Here is a 19956-nt window from a genome sequence, read left to right as displayed (position 1 = left end):
CATGGCACAGGGTTATTGCATATTCTGTGCGCCTACAGCCGATTTTCTCCATTTCGGGGCAGGCAGAGCGATAGTGCGACTCCGTCTGTCAGCAGCCAACGGGCTGGCTACTGACGAGGATTTTCCTCCTCCGGCGGCCCTGCCAGCTCGGGCCGCAGCCAGGCGCTGCGAAAATCGAACCAGCCGAGCGCCGTCATCCGAACTCCGTGCACCCCGACCCGGCTCTCCAGCTCCAGCCAGTGGTGAAACAGCGGCACGAACCAACCCTGGCGTTGCACCTCGGCCAGCAGAGCGCGCGGGCCTGGCTCCTCGCCGCGGGTACGCCACTGGGTCAACCCCTGCCACAAGTCCTGCTGGCCGGCCCATACCCTGCGCAGCAGCGGCGTGCCCTGCAGCCAGGCGTAGGGGGCGAAGGCATGTTCATGCTCCAGGTTGAGGGTACCGAGCCAGAGATCCACGTCTTCATCTGCCCCGCTCACCCAGCGGCCGTAATCCAGGGTACGCACCTCGAGCTCGATACCCTGCTCGGCCAGCAGGCTGCTCATGGCGTTGGCACACTCGTTGAACTCCAGGTGCTGGTTAAAGTAGGCCAGCACCAGCCGCGTCGGTCGCCGCGACGGCGCGGGCAGAGGCGAGGGCTGCGCCTCGCGCCAGTGAGGTAGAAGCCCCAGCGCGCTGGTCCAGCCCCGTTGCAGTTCGGGGGCGACCCGGGCCATCAGGGCGATGGGGTTGAGCAGCTGTGCCAGCCACTGGCGCAGGGCAGGATCCTGCAGGGATCCGGATCTGTCGTCCTGCAACAGGAAGTAGCAGCCGGACTCGAGCTCGGACTCGCCGTGCATGGTGCCAAGCTCCGGGCTGTCGCGCCCCAGCTGCAGGTGGCTCTCCAGCCGCTCCGCCAGCTCGGGCAGCATCCAGATGTCGATCTCGTCGAGCAGGGCACGCAACCCGAAGTAGTCGTCGAACGCCTCCAGACACAGGTGCAGGGGATCGTTGGCAGCCACCTTGTAAGGGCCCGTGCCCACCGGCTGCAGGGCAAACCCCGCCTCCCCCTTGAGCTCGCGCGGCAATATGACGGCCACCGGCTCGGCCAGCAGGTGGGGCAGCAGGGGATCCGGGCTGTCGAGGTGCAGATCCAGGGTGCGCGGCCAGGGGCTCTCCAGTCGCGCCAGATGGGTGAACAGCGGGCGATCCCGCAAGGCGAGCAGGCTCTCCATCGCGTCCTCCACCGCCAGCTCGCGGCCGTGGTGAAAACGCACCGCCGGCCTCAAGTAGAAGCGCCAATGGCAGGGGCCGAGGCACTCCCAGTGGTGGGCCAGATCCCCCTCGATTTCCCCATTTTCCTCATTTCGCCGGGTGAGGCCGTTGAAGATCTGGCGACTGAGGTGCACCTCGGAGCGGCGCATGGGGCCGGTGGGCAGCAGCTGGGGCAGCGGCCGGTAGTAGGGCACCCGCAGGATCTGGCGCCCCTCCCGGGTGGCCTGACCGAGCTGTTCGATGAGCAGCGGGGTGAGCAGATCCAGCCGATCCTCGGCCAGCCGCACCGCCTGGGCGAGTTGGCCCTGACTGAGCAGATCCCGCAGCCGACGGCGAGTCAGACTCTCCTGACTGTCGAGCAGGGTGAGCCGGGAGCGCCGTCCCCTGCCCGCCTCCGCCGACCAGCTGAGCCAGCCCTGTTCCTGCATCCGGCGCAGCAGCAGGCGGGCATTGCGCGGGGTGCAGCAGAGCAGATCCGCCACCTCGGCGAGGCTGATCTCCCGCTCATCGCAGCCAAGCTGCTGGGCGAGTCGTTGAAATTGCTGGTAGAGGCGACCGGTCGGCATAAAAGAGGAAATCCCGTTGCAATAAGTCATCAGTTTTTACTTCCTCATTTTAGCTCAATACTGCCGGTGAACATGAGAGAGAACCCACAGGAGCCCCATCATGAACCAGGTCATCCCCCCCAAACCGAACCGGATCCAGCAGTACCTACGCCGTTACTTCAAGCGGATCCTGCCCCGTCCGCTGCCGTTTATCGAGGATCCCATGAGCCAGCTCAATCGCCTGATGCAGTGGGACATGAACCAGATCGACGACAGGGAATATCGCCGCCGCCTCTGACATGGCAGGGAATAGATACGGGAGATCTGCCTGTTTACATCGGCCACGGGACTGATAGATTGGACGTCTATCCATCCATAATGGTGACATCCAACAAGGAGTGTGTGATGAAAGATGCGACCCTGGCCCTGCACCACGGCTTTGCCAACGACCCCACCACCAAGGCGGTGGCCGTGCCCATCTACCAGACGGTGGCCTACGAATTCGAGAGCGCCCAGCACGGGGCGGATCTGTTCAACCTGGCGGTGCCGGGCAACATCTACACCCGCATCATGAATCCCACCAACGATGTGCTGGAGCAGCGGATGGCTGCGCTGGAAGGGGGCATAGCCGCGCTGGTGGTTTCGGCCGGTTCCGCCGCCATCACCTACGCCATCCAGGCGCTGACCGCCGCCGGCGACAACATCGTCTCCACGCCCCAGCTCTATGGCGGTACCTACACCCTGTTTGCCCACATGCTGCCGAGCTTCGGGGTCGAGGTGCGCTTTGCCAGGGATGACAGCGCCGAGGCCATCGCCGCCCTCATCGACGACAAGACCAAGGCGGTCTATTGCGAGAGCATCGGCAATCCGGCAGGCAACATAGTCGACATCGCCGCCCTGGCCAGGGTGGCCCACGCCCGCGGCGTGCCGCTCATCGTCGACAACACGGTCGCCACCCCGGTCTTGTGCAAACCCATCGAGCACGGTGCCGACATCGTCGTCCACAGCCTCACCAAATACGTCGGCGGTCACGGCAACTCGCTGGGCGGTGTAGTGGTCGACTCGGGCAAGTTCCCCTGGGCGGATCACGCCGACCGCTTTCCCCAGCTCACCCAACCCGAGCCCTCCTACCACGGGGTGGTCTACACCGAGGCCTTTGGCCCGGCGGCCTTCATCGGTCGGGTGCGCACCGTGCCCTTGCGCAACACAGGTGCGGCACTCGCCCCCATGAACGCCTTCCTGCTGCTGCAGGGGCTGGAGACCCTGAGCCTGCGCATGGAGCGCCATGTGGACAACGCCCTGCAGGTCGCCCACCACCTCAAGCATCACCCCAAGGTGGCCTGGGTCAGCTACGCCGGTCTGCCGGGTCACCCCCACTACCTGCTGGCGGAGAAGTACATGGCCGGCCGCCCCTCGGCCATCCTCTCGTTTGGCCTGAAAGAGGGCTACGAGGCAGGCGTGCGCTTCTACGATGCACTGAAGATCTTCAAGCGTCTGGTCAACATCGGCGACGCCAAGTCGCTGGCCTGTCACCCCGCCTCCACCACCCATCGCCAGCTGAGCGAAGAGGAGCAGGCCAAGGCCGGGGTCAAACCTGAGATGATCCGGCTGTCGGTGGGGATCGAGGCGATCGAGGACATACTGGCAGATCTGGATCAGGCGCTGGAGGCCTGATCGCCCCCCGTAGCTCCCTCAACCGGCAGCAAAGAGAAGGCCCCGCCAAGCGGGGCCTTCGTCTCTCTGGCCGAGCCGTATCAGCGACTATCGGCCGGCACCTTGTCGCGACGGGATTTCCACCACCAGCGCAGCCGGATTTGGGAGACCAGCATGCCCGCCAGCATCAGGGAACAACCGGCGACGGCGCGCTCGTCCAGGGTCTCGCCAAGCAGCAGCACGCCCCCCACGGCGGCGAACACGGTCTCCAGACTGAGGATGATGGCGGCGTGGGCCGGGTGGGCGCCACGCTGCCCCAGCACCTGCAAGGTGTACCCCACACCGACCGACACCACGCCTGCATAGAGCAGCGCCTGCCACCCGGCCAGGGCACCGCCCAGAGTCGGCGTCTCGATGACGAAGGCGGTCGCAAGACTGAGCAGGCCGCAGACCACGAACTGCACCCCGGCCAGCCGGATGGGGGCGACGCGTCTGGCGTAGTGATCCAGCACCAGCAGATGAATGGCCCAGAACAGGGCGCCGATCACCTGCAGCAGATCACCAAAGCCGATGGTGAAGTCATCGGTCACGCTCAGCACATAGAGGCCGGCCACAGCGATCAGGGCCCCTACCCAGGTGTTGGCCCCCGTCTTGTGATGGAGCAGCAGACCCAGCACGGGCACCAGTATGATGTAGAGCCCTGTGATGAAGCCCGCCTTGGCGGCCGTGGTATAGAGCAGTCCCACCTGCTGCAGGGAAGCGGCACAGAACAGTACCAGCCCGGCCAGCATGCCGCCCACGAACAACTGGCGGTGCGAGCCCTGAGTGACGGTCGGCTGCCTGGCCTTGAGCCACCACAGCAGGGGTAACAGAGAGAAAGCGCCGAGCAGGAAACGCAGGCCATTGAAGGTATATGGCCCCATATGGTCCATCCCCAGACGCTGGGCAACGAAGCCCATGCCCCAGATGGTGGCAGCCATCAGCAACATCAGATTGGAACGCATGACGATTCATCCTTAAATCGGCGTTTTACGGAATATCCTGTCCAAGATACTCGCCTCCCCCGTCCCTTGTCTGCAAGGAACGCGGGTTTTATTCACAGGACCAGCAGGGCCACCAGCAACAGGTTGCTTCTGAGGATCCAGACCACCCGGAAGTGCTGCTGGGTGGAGATCATCGGCGCCTTGCCACTGCGCAGGGAGCGCCGCCAGCGATAGAAGAGGCGGCTGGGGTAGTCGAGGGTGGCGACGATCAGCAGAAACAGCGCTGCCTTGGCGAGATATTCGGGGTGGGCAAGAAGCTGTTCCATGGTACGGGCCTGCGCCAACACCAGCAGACAACCGGTAACGAAGAGGCTGAACAGCGCCAGGGCGGCGATCCCGTCCACCAGCAGCAACCGGCGCACACGCACCATGGTCAGACCCCGGCGAAAGATCAGGTATTCGATGGCCAGGGCCAGGATCAGGGTTCCGATGGCACCATCATGGATGACCGGGATCAGGGGGTGTGTCAGCATTGCAAGTTTCTCATTTTCCGCCTTTAGACGTGCGCTGCGCCATCATATATGCTGGAGTCACCCGAGACGAAAAGGATAGCGTCATGTCCCCAGCCAAGCCCAGGAGCACCTGGTCTTTGATTGCCCGAATGCGGCTTGGCCTGCTGCTGCTTTTCATTCCCGTCCTGTTGCTCGGCAGCATCTACTACCTGCACATGGAGCGCACCCTGCGCCAGGAGCAGGAGAACAACCTGATGGCCCGCAACACCCAGTACCTGCATACCCTGATCGAACCCTATCTCGAAGAACTTGAACGCCAGTTTACGCTGATTTATCAGCAGGTAAATTATCAGGATTTCAGCGAGCCGCAGATCCACAACCGCGCACACTACCTGCAGTCATGGCGTGCCTATCAGGCAGTGATGGAGCTGGATTACATCTATGTGGGCACGGAGCAGCGCCAGATGCTGATCTATCCGTCCTGGCAGGCGGATGACCAGTTCGATCCCAGAACCCGTCCCTGGTACCAGCTGGCCTCCCGCCATCCCGATCAGCTGGTCTGGACTGATCCCTACTACGACTACACCATGGGCACCCTGACCATGGCGCTGGCCAGAACCATCCAGGATCCGGCGGGCAAGCGGGTCGGCGTCCTCTCTCTCGATACCCAACTCACCCCCCTCGCCAACTGGCTAAACAAACGGGATCGGTTGGATCATCAGGAAGAGGGCTACCAGATCCTGCTCAACCAGGACGGCGTTGTGCTGGCGCACCCGGACCGCAACCTGGTGTTCAAACCCCTGCCCCAGATCGGCTGGCAGGTTCGCATGTCGGCCCCGCAGGGCTTCTTCCTCGATGAAACGAGCGACCTCATGGTGGCCTACCACCATATCCCCAGACTGAACTGGATCCTGCTCAGCGTGGCGCCGACCGCCCATATGCAACAGGTCACCAACAGCGTCTCCATCAACGTACAACTGATGATCGGATTCGCCTTCGTGCTCTATCTGCTGCTGGCCCTGCTCTGGTCACGTTACTTTCGCCGCATGCTGGGGGAGATCACCCTGCTGATCAGGGCCAGCCGCATCGGCAATATCAGCCCCCAGAGCAACAGCAGGATGCTGGAGCTCGCCAACGTCTACGAGGAGATGGCTGCCGCCAGCCAGGACTTTGCCCAGATCCGCCGCCAGGCCAATCAGGACAAGCTGACCACCCTCTATAACCGGCGCTTCTTCGACGAATGCCTGCAGCAGCAGCTCGATGCCGGCAAGCAAATCGGACTGGTGATGTTCGATCTGGACGACTTCAAGCGGGTCAACGACACCTATGGCCACCAGACCGGTGACGTGGTGCTCCGGCGGGTCAGCAAGCTGGGCTTGAGCCTGTTCCATGAGTGGGGCTGGTTCTGCCGCTATGGCGGCGAAGAGCTGGTGCTTATCTTCCGCCTCGATGAACACACTGACGTGTTTGCCTCCCTGCTGGAAGCCTTTCGCCACGGGGTGGAGCTGCTGGAGTGGCGCGAGCCCGAGCTGCGCATCACCCTCAGCGGTGGGGTGGCCATCAGCCACACCGGCGTATCGGCCAGGACCCTGGTCGAGCAGGCCGACAACGAGGTCTACCGCGCCAAGCGGGAGGGGAAAAACCGGGTCTGCTTTCCTCTGGCGTCAGCCGACCATTCCGCCCCCTCACCGACCGGCGACAGCTGATCCCCGCACTGGTTTTTCAGCGCCTGGCTGCCAAGCACACCAACTCACAGTGGCAGCCAAAACGTCCGCAAAAAAACGAGAGGCCCGCAGGCCTCTCGTGTTGCATTCGGGGGACCAGCGTCACCGCTGCCACGCCAGGGTCGGCCAGCCCAGCTCATCTGCCAGCTGGCGCAGGGCCGGCGCCGGGTTGACCGCATGGGGATGGTCTACCGCCCGCAGCAGGGGCAGATCGTTGTGGGAGTCGCTGTAGCCGTGGCTCTCCCGCCAAGGGTCGGCGCTTGCGGCAAACAGCTGGTTGATGCGGGCCACCTTGCCCTCGCGAAAACTGAGGGTGCCGCGGGTCTGGCCGGTCAGCATGCCGGCCTCTTCATCCAGCAGGATGGCCACGCAGTGATCCATCCCCAGCATCTGCGCCATGGGGGCCACCAGATGCTCGCCGGAGGCCGAGATGAGCACCAGCTCGTCGCCCCGCTTGCGGTGCCATTCGATGCGCTCCACCCCCTCAGGGTAGATGCGCTCGCGCAGCACCTGCTCGGCAAAGCGGGCACAGAGCGGGTCGAGCCATTGGCGCGACTTGCCTGCCAGCGGCTGCAGGGTGAAGGCCATGTACTGGTGCATGTCCATCTTGCCCTGATGGTAGAGGGACATCATCGCCTGCTCCTCGGCAATCATGCCGGCCGGGGCCAGCTCCTCGGTCACCATGTACTCCAGCCAGAGGCTGGCGGAATCCCCCGCAATCAGGGTCTCGTCCAGATCAAACAGTGCCAGTGCCATGGGCGCTCCTCGCAGTGAAAATGGAAATGTAATGCAGCGTCATGCTACCTCACAGAGTTGATCCCGGGCCACCGCCAGGGTCACGGCGCTGCCCACCGGCAGCAGATCCCGGGCCGAGCGGTTGAGGCAGTCCACCGTCAGCAGGCCCGCCGCGCAGCTCACCTGATAGCGGATCACGTTGCCTAGCAGCTGCTGCCCACTGATAACCCCCGGCAGGTGCGGCTCGTCGCTGCGGGCGCCGGCCGGCAGCAGGGAGAGGGATTCAGGTCGCAGCGCCAGCTTGCCACGGCAGTGCTGGCCGAACAGGGCCTTGGCCTGCTCGCCATCGAGCAGGTTGTAGTTGCCGATAAAGCCCGCCACGAAGGCGTCGGCGGGGCGGGTGTAGATCTCCTCCGGCGTGCCGCTCTGGACGATGGATCCCTTGTTCATCAGGAAGATCCGGTCCGACATGGTGAGCGCCTCCTCCTGATCGTGGGTGACGAAGATGGTGGTGAGCTCGAGGCGCTGCTGGATCTCGCGGATCTGCTGGCGCAGGCTGCGGCGGATGCGGGCATCCAGCGCCGAGAGCGGCTCGTCCAGCAGCAGGATCCGCGGTTGCACCACCAGGGCCCGGGCCAAGGCCACCCGCTGGCGCTGGCCACCGGAAAGCTCGGCCGGATAGCGGCGCTCGAAGCCGGTCAGCTCCACCAGCGCCAGCGCCTCCTGCACGCTGGCGGCCAGATCCCGCCCCGGCTGGGGCTTCATCTTGAGGCCGAAGGCGACGTTGTCCCGCACCGTCATGTTGGGGAACAGGGCATAGCTCTGGAACACCATGCCGATGCCCCGCTTCTGGGGTTCCTGCCAGGTGATCTCCTCACCGGCCACCCGCACCTGACCGCCATCCACCGGGGTGAGCCCGGCCAGCGCCCGCAGCAGGGTGGACTTGCCGCAGCCGGAGGGGCCGAGCAGGGTCACCAGCTCCCCCTTGCGGATGCCGAATTCAATCCCCTCAAACACCCGGGTGTCACCGTAGGATTTGTGCAGTTGATTCACTTCTAGATGGAACATCTTGATTCACCTATGAAATCTGTTCGCCGCCCAGGTGAGCAGCAGGGTCAGCAGGAAGTAGCTCATCACCAGTGCGCTGGTGAAGTGGCCCGAGGTCGAACGCATGTTGTAGAGGTAGACCTGCAGGGTCTCGTAGCGGGTGCCCACCAGCATGTTGGCAAACACGAACTCGCCGAGCAGGAAGGAGAGCGACAAAAACAGCGCCGCCAGCAGCCCCTTGCGCAGGCAGGGGATCACCACCAGCAGGAAGGCGCGGCCGCTGCTCGCCCCCAGCAGGTGGGCGGCATCCATCAGATCCCTGAGCGGTACCCCCTGCAGGCTGTTGGCCAGCGCCCGGTACATGAAGGGGAGCACCACGGTGAACCAGGTGCCGATCAGGATCCACGGCGTGCCGATAATGGGCAAGGCGCCGTCGGCGTAGATCTGCAGCAACCCCACCGACGACACCACCGGCGGCACCGCGAAGGGGAGCAGGATCAACAGGTTCATCCAGGGATCCAGCTTTGGGAAGTAGTAGGCCACCACCAGCACGGTGGGCACCAGCACCAGGGTCCCCAGCAGCAGGGTGGCGAAGCAGACCAGCAGGCTTCGGCCAAACGCCGCCAGAAAGCGCGGGTCGCCCCAGAGCTTGAGATACCAGTCGAGGGTGAAGCCGTCCGGCAGCAGGGTGGCCCCCCAGCGGGTAGAGATGGAGTAGAGAAAGGTGGCCAGCAGCGGCAGCAGCAGGGTGGCCACCAGAGCCCCCAGCACCCAGCGCGGCCAACCCGGTTTCAAATCATGCATGGGATTGCCCCCTGTTCACGTAGCTCTTTTTCAGCAGCCACTGGTTGGCGGCCGTCACCACCCCCAGCAGCACCATCAGGATCACCGCCAGCGCCGCCGCCAGATTGGGCTCGAGGAAGATGTCGCCGGAGACCAGGCTGGCCACCCGGATGGTCACCAGGTTGAAGTTGCCGGTGGTGAGGGCGTAGGCAGAGGCATAAGCCCCCACCGCGTTGGCAAACAGGATGATCAGGGTGCCGAGCAGCGCGGGGGTGAGTACCGGCAGCGCCACGTGCCAGACATATTGGCTCTTGCTCGCCCCCAGCAACGCGGCGGCCTGCGGCCACTCATCCTGCAACGCATCGAAGGCCGGGTAGAGCAGCAGCAGGGCGAGCGGGATCTGGAAGTAGGTGTAGATGAGGATGAGGCCGGTGCCGGAGTAGAGGTTGAAGCCGTCGATGAGGCCCCAGGATTTCAGCAGCAGGGTCACGGCGCCATTGATGCCGAGAATGATGATGAAGGCGAACGCCAGCGGTACGCCGCTGAAGTTGCCGGTCATGGTGACAAAGGCCAGCAGCAGCCGTTTTACCCGCTCGCCGCTGTGGCGCAGCGCCGCCGCCCCCAGGGTGCCGATGGCGAGCCCCGCCAGACTGGCGATGCCGGCGATGCGCAAGGAGTTGCCGAACGATTGCAGGTAGAAGGGGGAGCTCAAAATCTCCCGGTAGTAGTCGAGGCCCCAGCCGTCCGGGGTCTGAAAGCTGCCCACCAGCACCCACACCATGGGGGCGAGCTGGAACAGGATCATCAGGAGAACGAACGGCAGCAGCACCAGGGCGGGCAGCCAGTGGCGGCGCAGCCGGTGCCGGGTGACGGTCGGTTGATCCGCGAGGATCTCGGTGGTGGCGGGCATCATCAGTGTACCTCCGGCAGGTTGCCGGCTTTGAGCAGCGGCGGGCAGCCTGGCTTGTCGTGGGAAACTCCCAGCAGGTCGGCCATCAGGGCGCAGAGCTGGGTCTGCTGCATGGCGGGGCCGGCCGGCCACTGGGCCACGAACGCATCGCCAAACAGCCAGAGCGGCACCCGGCGCTCTTCGGTCAGGGTGCCGCCGTGGCTCAAGTCGTTGTTCATGCCGTGATCCGAGGTGATCACCACCTGGTATCCCTCCGCCAGCCACTGGGGCAGCAGGTCGGCCAAGAGGCTGTCCATCCGGCGCGCCTGATTGCGGTACTGACGGGAGTCGAGGCCGAACTGGTGGCCCGCATCGTCCACTCCCATGGGATGAATAAGCAGAAAATCGGGGTCGTACTGGCTGCGCAGCCACTCGCCATCCATCAGCAGATGGCTGTCGGGGTAGCCGTCCTCCCAGTAGAAACAGCCGTGCTGGATGGGCAGTCGCTCGTCATGGGTGAAGCGATCACGGGCTGCTTGCCAGGGGCTCTGGTTGTAGAGCTCGCTTATCCAGTGGTAGGCCGCCGCCGCGGTGCGTTTGCCGCCCGCCCGGGCCAGATGGAAGATGGACTCCTGCCGGCTGAGACGGCTCACCCCGTTGTGGGTGATGCCGCTCTCCACCGGCGTCGTCCCGGTCAGGATGCACTCGTAGAGGGGCCGGGAGAGGGAGGGCAGGGCGCAGCTCAGAGTGGCCTGCAACCCTTGTCCCGCCTCCACCATGCCCGCGAGGTAGCCCATGCAATGGGCTACCTCGGCAGAGAGGCCATCCACAAGTACCACTATCACCTTGTGTTGCACTGGCCGCTCCTTACTGCATGTTGATCATGACGGTTTCCTGCCACTGGCGCGGCAGGGCCTTGGAGCTCTGCTCCCAAGCGGCGTGATCCTGCACCGGCTTGGCATTGGCGTACTGCTCGGCTGGCAGCAGCTTGGCCTTGACGTCATCCGGCAGAGTCACGTTGCTGCGGATGGGGCGGGCGTAGCCGCGCGCCAGGTTGATCTGGCCGGCGTCGGAGAGGATGTATTCCCGCGCCAGCTTGGCGGCGTTGGGGTTCTTGGCCCACTTGTTGATGATGGTGGTGTAGCCGGCGATGACGGAACCGTCGCTCGGGATCACCACATCAAACTTCTTGGGGTCGATCTGGTCGCGGTAGTTGAGCGCGTTGAAGTCCCACAGCACACCCACTTCCACTTCGCCCTTCTCGATGTTGGCGATGGTGGGGTCGTTCAGCGACAGACGGCCCTGCTGGGCCAGCTTGCCGAACAGCTCCAGCGCAGGTTTGAGGTTCTTCTCGCTGCCGCCGGTGGCATAGGCCGCCGCCAGCACGCCGTTGTTGGCCTGGGAGGCGACACCCACGTCACCCAGGGTCACCTTGTAGTCGCCGCCCAGCAGGGATTGCCAGCTGGTGGGGGCAGCCTTGACCAGATCCTTGTTGATCAGGAAGGCGATGGTGCCGGTATAGGCCAGCATCCAGTGACCGTCCGCATCCTTGGCCCAGTTCGGAATGTCGGCCCAGGTGGAGGGTTTGTAGGGCTGGGTGACCCCCTGCTTGACCGCGACCGGGCCGAAGGCGCCGCCCACGTCACCGATGTCGGCGGTGGCGTTGCCCTTCTCGGCGGCGAACTTGGCGATCTCCTGGGCCGAGCTCATGTCGGTGTCCTGATGCTTGATGCCGTAGATGCTGCCGAGCTGCTGCCAGGTATCCTTCCAGTTGGCCCAGCTGTCCGGCATGCCGACGCTGCTGAGCTGGCCTTCACCGCGGGCGGCCTTTTCGAGATCCGCGATGTTCTCGGCGGCAAACAGTGGTTGGCTGATGGCCACCAGGGCCAGTGCACTTGCGATCACGCTTTTCATCATTCCATCCCTCTGGACTAGGTCAGTTAAGGTTCGAGAGGGATGCTAGAGGGGAAATATGACGGTGGCGGGGCGCTTTGATGGCAGTTTGATGACAATCGCCCTGTCATGGCGCTGTCATCCTGCACGGTTACAACTCTCAATCCGAGTGAGGCTGGACTACTCCAGCGAGAGGTTGAACCAGCCACAGCAGCCAGGATGATCGACAGGAAGATGAGCGTGATCGAACCGAGATTGAGCGAGCGGGCAGTAGCCGATGGCCGCGCCTCCAAGTGTGAACAGATTTGCCAGACCCTGCGCCGCTATATCGGGAGCGGCCAACTGGGTGCGGGGCAGCAGCTGCCGGCCGAGCGGGCCCTGAGCGAGCGCTTCGCCACCACCCGCATCACCATCAAGGAGGCGCTCTCCAGCCTCGAGGCTGACGGCCTCATCTACCGGGCCGAGCGGCGCGGCTGGTTCGTGGCACCGCCCCGCCTCACCTACGACCCTGCCATCCACACCCACTTTCACCAGTGGATCGGCGAGCAGCAGCGTACCGCCGAGACCCGGGTGCTGGCCCACGGCGGCGAGCTGGCCAGCAGCGAGCTCTGCCGCTGGATGGGGCTGGAGCCCTTCACTCCGCTCTATGAAATCCGCCGCCTGCGCCTTATCGACGGTCGCCCCGTGCTGCACGTCAGCCACCACCTGCTGGCCAGCCGCTTTCCCGACATCGCCAGCGCGCCGCTGGCCAGCTCTCTCACCGAGCTCTATCGGGAGCGCTATGGCATAGGCCAGGGGGGGGCGAGTCTGGAGATCACCCCTTCGGCGGCGCACGGCGCCATTGCCCGCGCCCTCAATCTGGCGGAGGGGAGCGCCGTGCTGCGGCTGGTGCGGGTCAACTACGACGAGCGGGGAGCGCTGGTGGATTGCGATATTGAACACTGGCGGCCGGATGCCATCCGCATTCACCTCGATACACGAGCATTACAGCCGCTCGCAGGCAAGCTGTCGCAAACCCGGCTCGCCGATTAGGGAATATCCAGAGCATTGGCGGGTACAGTGGCGATCCGCATCCATCTCGATACCCGCACCCTGCCACCTGCATTCGAGGGGCCATGACAGATCCTGGTCGCGGATCGAGGATGAGCCAGCGAACACAGACAGGCAGCGCGGGCGTGCATGAGGTCATGGGTATCGCCTGAACAGGCGGATAACTCAGGGAGATAAAGAGACGCGGCTCCCGCGGGCTCCGCCAGGATCAGTTGTCGATATTGGGAATCAGATCGTCGAAGCTCTGATAGCCGCAGTCCGCCAGTTGCAGCGACATGGTGTAGGTCTTGCTGTGTTCCTGATGGCCGATGGCGGGGCGATTGAGCTTGAGTTCCTGATGCCAGTACTCCTTCATCCGCTCGATCAGCGCCATCGCCTCGCTCTCGTTGAGATGGAGCTGACACAGGGCCATGTAGTTGTTGGGCTTGTGCATGTTCTCCACCAGATAGTCCCCCAGCACCGACATCGCCTGGCGGGCCTGCTGGCGAGCGAAGCGGCTGTGCTGCTCGAAGCTGATCCGCTCGCTGATGAGGAAGTGGTAGCTGTTGTCGAGGCCAAGCTGCAGTATGCCGAGCTTCTCCAGCTTGCGCAGGTAGAGGTAGCAAGAGGCGTCGGTCAGGCCATACTCCCGCTTGAGATCGATCAGGGTCTTGTCGCGCCAGAAGATATTGGCGAGAAAAGCGTAGAGGCCGGGCTCATTGTGAAACGCCTCGTCCTGCTCCTGGGTGAAGACGGCGCGCCGACTCTGGGCATCCTGAGTGCGATCCAGCAGCTCTTCGAATGACAATCCCACCAGATGGCAGATCTCCAGCAGGGTGTCGAATGGCAGGGAGGGCTTGTTCATCATCCGTTTGACGGTGGCGATGGAAACCCCCATGGCCTCCGCCAGGGTCTGATAGCGGATCCCCTTGTCGGTCAGGCTCTTTTTCAGGGTATCGAGGATCTGGTTGGCCAGGGTCTGGCTGTAGGTCATGCCACTCTTCCTTGTTGTTGCAGCTTGATTGCATGGTTATGCCGAGTCAGCTTATGAGCCACATTAAGGCATAAGGCTCAAATATTGACACTGAAAAATTGTCATCGAGAAAAAATGCCCCTGCGAAGGGCGAAGGCCAGACCAGTTACGGAAGCAAGTATCAAAAATTGATACTTGGCAGCGCATATCTTTCAACTCGTAAACATTTTACTAGTGCTGCATATAACAAGGCGCATAATCAAAACGTATCGAATTCAAGGCCTTCCTGGTTGAGAAATCGATTGTTTGCTTCCAAATTTTTTTGATTTTAAACCGCAAGGTTTTTTCTCTTTCCTGGCATTGAGCGGCGCTTGCAAGAGCCCCGCTCTTTTCTTTTGCCCGCATCCGGCGAAAAAGGCAATCCCTCCCCCACCAACCAAGCAGGTTTGGTGCATAAAAAAGCGCCTGCCAATGACAAGCGCTTGCCTCCTTGTTGTAGCGGTCAGATATAACGGATCGCGGTCAGCACCATCACCACCGCCATGCTCGCCATCATGGGCACGAAGGTACGTTTCACCACATCCACCGGGCTCAGATTGGCAATGCCGGCTACCGTGATGATCACCCCGGCCACCGGAGAGATGGTGCGGCCAATCCCGGCGGCAAACAGGATGGGAACCAGCAGCAGCAAAGGGTTGATGTCGAACTGGCCCGACACCAGCGGCACTATGGGAATGAAGGCCATCACGGGCGCATTGCCGGAACCTGTGATAAAGGCGGTCAGCAGGATGAAGAGCGAGAAAACCAGCGACAACCCGATAGGGTTGAGATCGAACGACTTGGCCAAATCAATCAGCTGGGTGATGGCGCCAATATTGGTGAGACCGGCGGAGAAAAACTCGGCCGCCAGCATCAGGGTCAGCACGCTGCCGAAGATCATGCCGGTACCGGTCAGCCAGGCTTCGAAGTTGGCAAACGCCTTGTTGATGGAACGGTAGCGCAGCGCCTCGATAATGATGCAGAGGGTCATGGTCGACATCATGGCCACCGGAATGGTCATCTTGATGGCGCTGACAAACAGCTCGGAGAAGCCGAACAGAAAGACAAAGGGGATCACCGGCAGCAGGGCGTAATAACCCGGAGTGTCATGGTGTTTCTCCTCCAACTCGTGCAAATACTTGCCCCGCTCGGCGGCGGTGTCGTAACCCTCTTTGCGGTCGCAATATCGCTGCCATGCGATGTTGACGAAGGGAATACACACCAGCAGGGCGATCTGGAACAGCAACTGATGATTCACCACAAACGGCATCACCTCGATATTGATCGCCTTGGCTCCGATCACCGCATTGATCTGGCCGGGGCCAAACTCCCAGGCGGTGGGGATCACGATAGTGGCCACCGCCGTCTTGGCACTGATCCCGGCATTACGCAACAAGGGATAGAGGGTGCCCATCAACAGCAGGGAGAGCGAGGTCGCCCCTGTGATAAAGACATAGAGGATGGAGACCAGCAGCAGGATGATCCCCAGCAGGACATAGGGGTTCTCCAGCGCCATGATAGGACGGGAAGTGGCCTTGACCAGGGCCGCCGAGGCGCCGATCTGGTTGAGGTAGGTCGCCACCCCCGCAATCGCCACCAGAGTCAAACCGGTAGAGGCAAGACGGGAATTGGTCACCATGGCGAACTTCTCCCACAGATCGAAGAACCAGAAGCCCTGGCTCTCTTCGGCAGGCAGAATGGGAGTGATCCCCATCCATTGGGCATAAGCCAGCAGCACCAGACCCGCCGTCAGCAAGGTCGCCTGTGGATTGAACCGCTTGAGCATGGCGCAAGCCACCAGCCCCACCACCACCAGAATCAATATTGTCGACATTTCTCCCCCTGTTGCGGCACAGATCAGGCCTGGCCACATCTGATTGCTGTTGCTGAAAATAGCCATTTTGGCGGGGGAAACGATAGCCTGAAAATATAATGAGGGATTGTGATTACTCTCCCAATAACCAATATTGAGTCAACTGTCAGACGTCAAAGATATATCGTCATCACAATAATATCCCCTGTAGCAAGGGGATAAGCGAACTTATTATGATATAACCCTATTCAATGGGTACAACCTGAATTAAGGCGCACTGTCTCGATCATCGAGCTTTCTGTTCCCTTCATGAGCAAGATAAACATCACACAGCCAGGTAGTCCGTTATAACAAAAACAAGCAGCACTTTATGCTGGTTATAAGGTTGAAATGCAGGAGTAAACTTCATAGAACCACAAGTGATCCACTTGGTACTCCATGGTTAATCAGGGTAAAAAGAATCTACTTACTCCACGATTGATAAACAAGCGGCCAACAAACGATGAGTAACCTGTCGCCGCGTAAACAGGCCGCAAAATAGCAAGTCAGTTCAAGCAAAGAGTCCGTTTAATATATAATCCGCAGTGAATAAATCTATTATTGAGCCTTAACACCAATACTTATTAATTTATCATCATGACAATACTCGCTATCGCTTAAAATATATGAGTAACAGCGACTCATTATTATCAACCATCCATACGACAAGCCCTCCCCTCATAGAGAGTCAACAAGATATCCATGACGGTTATCCAGGAGAGCTGCGCAACCTACGCCAGGTCGAGCCACACGCTATGACAAAGGGCCGGAGGCATCGCCATCCGGCCCTTTGTCATATGCCATTACCCCCTTCAACAGACCCGGTTCTTGCCCCGCTGCTTGGCTTGATAGAGGGAGCGATCGGCCCGCACCATCAGGCTTTCCGGCGGCTCGCCCTGCTGGTACTCCGCCAGTCCGAAACTGATGGAGATGGACATATGAGGACAGATGGAGGCTACCGCCATCAAGGCCTGCAGCTTGTTCGCCACCTTCCTGGCATCCTCCAGGCCCGTGTTGGGCAACACCACCATAAACTCATCGCCACCCCAGCGCGCCAGCAAATCGATCTCGCGGATATGGTTGCGCACCAGCGCCACTATGTTGATCAGGGTCTGATCCCCGGCGGCATGGCCATGGCTGTCGTTGATCCGCTTGAAGTCATCCACATCCATGGCGATCACGGTAAACACCTGATGGAAACGGCGGGCCCGCTCGCACTCCAGTTGCAACACCCGCTCCAGCCGGTAGCGGCTGGCGGCGCCGGTCAGGGAGTCGGTCTCGGCCAGCTGGCGATTCTCATCCACCTTCTGCAGCAAGGCCGCGTTGAGCTGCTCCAGCTCGGCGGTGCGCTCGGCCACCAGCTGCTCCAGAGACTGGTTGCGCCGTTCCAGCTGATCCAGCAGCAGCTTCTGGGCATTGATATCGCGATGAGCGCCTATCATCCGAGCCACGGAACCATCCTCGTTGCGAGCGATGATCCGGCCGTAGTCCTCGATCCAGACGAAGGATCCATCCTGGCAACGGCAGCGGTACTCGACCCTGTATTCGGGAGAGGTACCGTTCAAACAGGCATCGAAGTGGGCCATCACCCGCTCCATGTCATCGGGGTGGATCACCGTCTCCCAAGTGAAGACGTTGTTGCCCAGCGAATGGGGCTCGTAACCCAGCATCCGGTACCAGCCGGGGTTGCGATAGACGAACCCGCTATTGGCGTTCCAGTCCCAGATCCCGTCGCTGATCACCTCAAGGATGCCGTGAACTACCGCCTCGCTGACATCCGATATCCGGATTGTCGTGCTCTCCTGCACCATAGTTATCATCCTGATTTCTGCCCCATGACCCTACGGGGAACAAGTCTATTCAACCCATCGAATTATCTTGGCACAGGATCCGGGATCTCTCCGCTTTCTGGCTCACCCGGCAGATCGGCCACCGCAAGCAGATCCCTCTGATCAAACGTCACCATGAGTGTGGCGCAGGGTTTCACTCTTATCCTTTTTTGAAGGTGGGATGATGCCGGTTGCGATAGTGGCTGGGGGCCAGGCCAAACTGGCGCTTGAAGGCGGTGGAGAAGTGGTACTCGTTTTTGAAGCCGCACTGCTGGGCCAGCCGCTTCATGGGATCGGCGCTGCTGGCCAGCAAGAGAGCCGCCCGCTGCAACCGTAACCGTTGCAACAGCCCCATGGGGGCCAGCGCGAAGTGCTGCTGGCATAGGCGGTAGAGCTGGCGTTCGGAGAGATGCAGAGTGCCGGCCATGCGCGCTACATCCCAGCACTCGGCCAGTGCATCCTTGAGCATCAGCTCGAGGCGCAGCGCCAGCCGCTCGCCGCGGCTCTGCCCCTCCCCCTTTTGCAGCAGGCGGCGTAGGTAAAAGCCGAGTTGCTCCACCAAGAGGGCACAGAGCAGCGGATCCTGATGGCGTTCCTGCTCCGCATAGAGGTTCTCGACGGTGCGCAGCAAAGTCGCCTGCTGGGAAGTACAGCCGAGCCGGGGGCGGCTGGCAAAGGCATCCCAGGGGGAGTCCTTGTGCAGCAACAGCCACACCAGATCCCACTCGACCGCCTCACCCAAGTGATAGCAAAGTGGTTGGCCCGCCGGGATCAGGACCCACTCGCCGACCGGAAGTCGCTCGAGGCGATCGCCCACCAGTACCTCCCCCTCGCCCCCCAAGGTCAGCAAAAAGCAGTGCATATCGGCAAAGCGGCGCGCGATGCGGTAGCGGGTCTTGAGGCGGGAATAGCCTGCCAGCCACACCTGCTCCTGCGCGAGGGCCGGCAGCAGGCTGTCACAGCAGATCTGCTCGCGGCAGTCGGGGGAGACATCGATAAGCTCGGTGTTGGCAGTTTCAGACATCATCAGGACGGCATCAGCCATGTCGGCAAGGATGGCGCGAGCATAGCATGGAGCCATCAACCCAAGGAGTGACACATCATGCACATTCATCACGTCGCCATCTGGGCACAGGATCTGGAGGCCCTCAAAACCTTCTATTGCAAGCTATTTGGCGGTCAGGCGAATGAGCGCTACCACAACCCGAGCAAGCAGTTTTCCTCCTACTTTGTCCGTTTCGAAGACGGCGCCAGCCTGGAGCTGATGCACACCCCCATCCTGTTTCCGGCGGATCTGCGCCTGCCGCACCCGCTGCAGGGGCTGGCTCACCTCGCCTTCTCCCTCGGCAGTGTGGAGGCGGTGGACAAGATGACCGCCCGCCTCAAGCTGCTCAAGGGGGCCGAGGTCAAACACCTGGACGGCCCCCGCTGGACCGGCGACGGCTATTACGAGAGCACCTTTCTCGACCCGGAAAGCAACCGGCTGGAGTTGACCATCTAATACCTGAATGATCCCCTCACCCTGACCCTCTCGTAAGTTCGATTAGCGAAGCGTAATCGGACGATGGTAACGGCATTGCTCCCTTCTCCCGTTTATTTATAAAGAATGGGGAGAAGCGCTGGGGATAAAGGGGAGGAAAAAAGAGATTTCTCGGTAAACGTTGGGCTTCGCTACGCTCAGCCACAACCTACGCAACTTGTAGGTTGGTGCTGAGCCTGCGAAGCCCAACATACGAGATGGGCGCAGGTGGCACGAAACAGTTGGTGCTCGGTGACAAAGTAGCTCACCTCGGGCAGGTCAAACACCTGATGCACCCGATAAGGCTTGTCATGGGTCAACACCTGGCCACCACAGCAGGGACAATCCGCAGGCGGATAGTAAGAGACCACGGACAGGCGGGCATCATGTGGATGGTGTTCCCGCCGTTGGCCTTTATGGCCAGGCTGAGCGCCACGTTTTTCCCGGAAGCCGGACGCAGCCGGGCAGGCGGAGCACTTCCCGGCCCGTCACTGGAGGGGGGCTTGGAAGAGTTGCCGCTGTGCTGGTTGAGGCGGTCCTCCAACTCGGTAATACGGTCCAGCAGCTTATGTATCAGCTTGTGGGCCTGCTCGAGAGTCAGAGAGTTAACCGCCGGTGTCGGACGCTGTTTGGTCATGCCAGCGATGATGCAGCACGAGCGGGATCATGCAAGAGGCAGATGGGGATCAAGAGACGA

General features: G+C 61.8%; 18 protein-coding genes and 1 pseudogene. 5 read left to right on the top strand and 14 right to left on the bottom strand.

Annotation, left to right across the window (positions count from 1 at the left end; all coding sequences use genetic code 11):
* Window positions 1-107 precede the first annotated feature (107 nt).
* On the bottom strand, window positions 108-1820 hold the full coding sequence (sgrR, locus tag BN1123_RS01400) for an HTH-type transcriptional regulator SgrR (protein ID WP_042025166.1): 1713 nt from the start codon (window positions 1818-1820) through the stop codon (window positions 108-110).
* Between the two features lie 100 nt (window positions 1821-1920).
* Here sgrR and BN1123_RS21210 point away from each other — a divergent pair, with 100 nt between their 5' ends.
* On the top strand, window positions 1921-2097 hold the full coding sequence (locus BN1123_RS21210) for a hypothetical protein (RefSeq protein WP_156130297.1): 177 nt from the start codon (window positions 1921-1923) through the stop codon (window positions 2095-2097).
* Window positions 2098-2204: 107 nt separating this feature from the next.
* Entirely contained in the window at window positions 2205-3473 is a 1269-nt protein-coding gene (locus BN1123_RS01395; protein WP_042024993.1) for an O-acetylhomoserine aminocarboxypropyltransferase/cysteine synthase family protein, read from the top strand.
* A gap of 80 nt (window positions 3474-3553) precedes the next feature.
* On the opposite strand, the gene BN1123_RS01390 is transcribed toward BN1123_RS01395, so the two are convergent.
* Together BN1123_RS01390 and BN1123_RS01385 are read right to left on the bottom strand one after the other, a co-directional pair.
* Window positions 3554-4456, bottom strand: coding sequence for a DMT family transporter (locus BN1123_RS01390; protein WP_042024991.1), 903 nt, complete (start codon window positions 4454-4456; stop codon window positions 3554-3556).
* A 92-nt stretch (window positions 4457-4548) separates the two neighbouring features.
* On the bottom strand, window positions 4549-4968 hold the full coding sequence (locus BN1123_RS01385; protein WP_026456877.1) for a DUF2214 family protein: 420 nt from the start codon (window positions 4966-4968) through the stop codon (window positions 4549-4551).
* A gap of 83 nt (window positions 4969-5051) precedes the next feature.
* On the opposite strand from BN1123_RS01385, the gene BN1123_RS01380 reads away from it, so the two are divergent.
* The gene (locus BN1123_RS01380; RefSeq protein ID WP_042024990.1) at window positions 5052-6653 is read left to right on the top strand and encodes a sensor domain-containing diguanylate cyclase; all 1602 of its coding nucleotides are present in this window, start codon (window positions 5052-5054) and stop codon (window positions 6651-6653) included.
* 120 nt (window positions 6654-6773) lie between these two features.
* Here the strand turns inward: BN1123_RS01380 and BN1123_RS01375 are convergent, their stop codons facing one another.
* From BN1123_RS01375 to BN1123_RS01350, 6 genes are read right to left on the bottom strand one after another with little or no spacing between them, the layout of a single operon-like run.
* Window positions 6774-7427 carry an HAD family hydrolase gene (locus tag BN1123_RS01375; RefSeq protein ID WP_042024988.1) on the bottom strand — a complete coding sequence of 218 codons (654 nt, stop codon included), beginning with the start codon at window positions 7425-7427 and terminating at the stop codon, window positions 6774-6776.
* Between the two features lie 39 nt (window positions 7428-7466).
* Window positions 7467-8474 carry an ABC transporter ATP-binding protein gene (locus tag BN1123_RS01370; RefSeq protein ID WP_017787903.1) on the bottom strand — a complete coding sequence of 336 codons (1008 nt, stop codon included), beginning with the start codon at window positions 8472-8474 and terminating at the stop codon, window positions 7467-7469.
* A gap of 6 nt (window positions 8475-8480) precedes the next feature.
* The gene (locus BN1123_RS01365; protein ID WP_042024987.1) at window positions 8481-9257 is read right to left on the bottom strand and encodes an ABC transporter permease; all 777 of its coding nucleotides are present in this window, start codon (window positions 9255-9257) and stop codon (window positions 8481-8483) included.
* On the bottom strand, window positions 9250-10149 hold the full coding sequence (locus BN1123_RS01360) for an ABC transporter permease (protein ID WP_042024986.1): 900 nt from the start codon (window positions 10147-10149) through the stop codon (window positions 9250-9252). The genes BN1123_RS01365 and BN1123_RS01360 overlap by 8 nt, the downstream gene beginning before the upstream one ends.
* Complete coding sequence (locus tag BN1123_RS01355) at window positions 10149-10982, bottom strand: alkaline phosphatase family protein (protein WP_042024984.1); 834 nt, start codon at window positions 10980-10982, stop codon at window positions 10149-10151. The genes BN1123_RS01360 and BN1123_RS01355 overlap by 1 nt, the downstream gene beginning before the upstream one ends.
* 10 nt (window positions 10983-10992) lie before the next feature.
* A complete protein-coding gene (locus tag BN1123_RS01350; RefSeq protein ID WP_005306158.1) occupies window positions 10993-12039 on the bottom strand; it encodes an ABC transporter substrate-binding protein in 1047 nt (348 codons plus the stop codon).
* 198 nt (window positions 12040-12237) lie between these two features.
* Between BN1123_RS01350 and BN1123_RS01345 the strand changes: the two genes are divergently transcribed.
* Window positions 12238-13050, top strand: a complete 813-nt coding sequence (locus tag BN1123_RS01345) for a UTRA domain-containing protein (RefSeq protein ID WP_042024981.1) — start codon at window positions 12238-12240, stop codon at window positions 13048-13050.
* 226 nt (window positions 13051-13276) lie between these two features.
* Here BN1123_RS01345 and BN1123_RS01340 read toward each other — a convergent pair whose 3' ends face one another.
* The 4 genes from BN1123_RS01340 to BN1123_RS01325 all read right to left on the bottom strand — a co-directional run bounded on the left by BN1123_RS01340 (window position 13277) and on the right by BN1123_RS01325 (window position 18767).
* The gene (locus tag BN1123_RS01340; RefSeq protein WP_026457035.1) at window positions 13277-14041 is read right to left on the bottom strand and encodes a helix-turn-helix domain-containing protein; all 765 of its coding nucleotides are present in this window, start codon (window positions 14039-14041) and stop codon (window positions 13277-13279) included.
* A 481-nt stretch (window positions 14042-14522) separates the two neighbouring features.
* Complete coding sequence (gene dcuC, locus BN1123_RS01335) at window positions 14523-15893, bottom strand: C4-dicarboxylate transporter DcuC (protein WP_042024980.1); 1371 nt, start codon at window positions 15891-15893, stop codon at window positions 14523-14525.
* An 830-nt stretch (window positions 15894-16723) separates the two neighbouring features.
* Window positions 16724-17722 carry a sensor domain-containing diguanylate cyclase gene (locus tag BN1123_RS01330; protein WP_042024979.1) on the bottom strand — a complete coding sequence of 333 codons (999 nt, stop codon included), beginning with the start codon at window positions 17720-17722 and terminating at the stop codon, window positions 16724-16726.
* Window positions 17723-17900: 178 nt separating this feature from the next.
* Window positions 17901-18767 (bottom strand): helix-turn-helix transcriptional regulator, encoded by an 867-nt coding sequence (locus BN1123_RS01325; RefSeq protein WP_042025165.1) that lies wholly within the window; start codon window positions 18765-18767, stop codon window positions 17901-17903.
* 75 nt (window positions 18768-18842) lie between these two features.
* On the opposite strand from BN1123_RS01325, the gene BN1123_RS01320 reads away from it, so the two are divergent.
* Window positions 18843-19241 (top strand): VOC family protein, encoded by a 399-nt coding sequence (locus BN1123_RS01320; protein WP_042024978.1) that lies wholly within the window; start codon window positions 18843-18845, stop codon window positions 19239-19241.
* A gap of 230 nt (window positions 19242-19471) precedes the next feature.
* Here BN1123_RS01320 and BN1123_RS20645 read toward each other — a convergent pair.
* A pseudogene (locus BN1123_RS20645) lies at window positions 19472-19896 on the bottom strand (DUF6444 domain-containing protein); the annotation flags it as partial.
* Window positions 19897-19956 lie beyond the last annotated feature (60 nt).

The sequence above is a fragment of the Aeromonas enteropelogenes genome (assembly GCF_000819845.1).
Lineage (GTDB): Bacteria > Pseudomonadota > Gammaproteobacteria > Enterobacterales > Aeromonadaceae > Aeromonas > Aeromonas enteropelogenes.
Note: the sequence above shows the minus strand (reverse complement) of the source record. Positions and strands in the feature narration are given on the sequence as shown.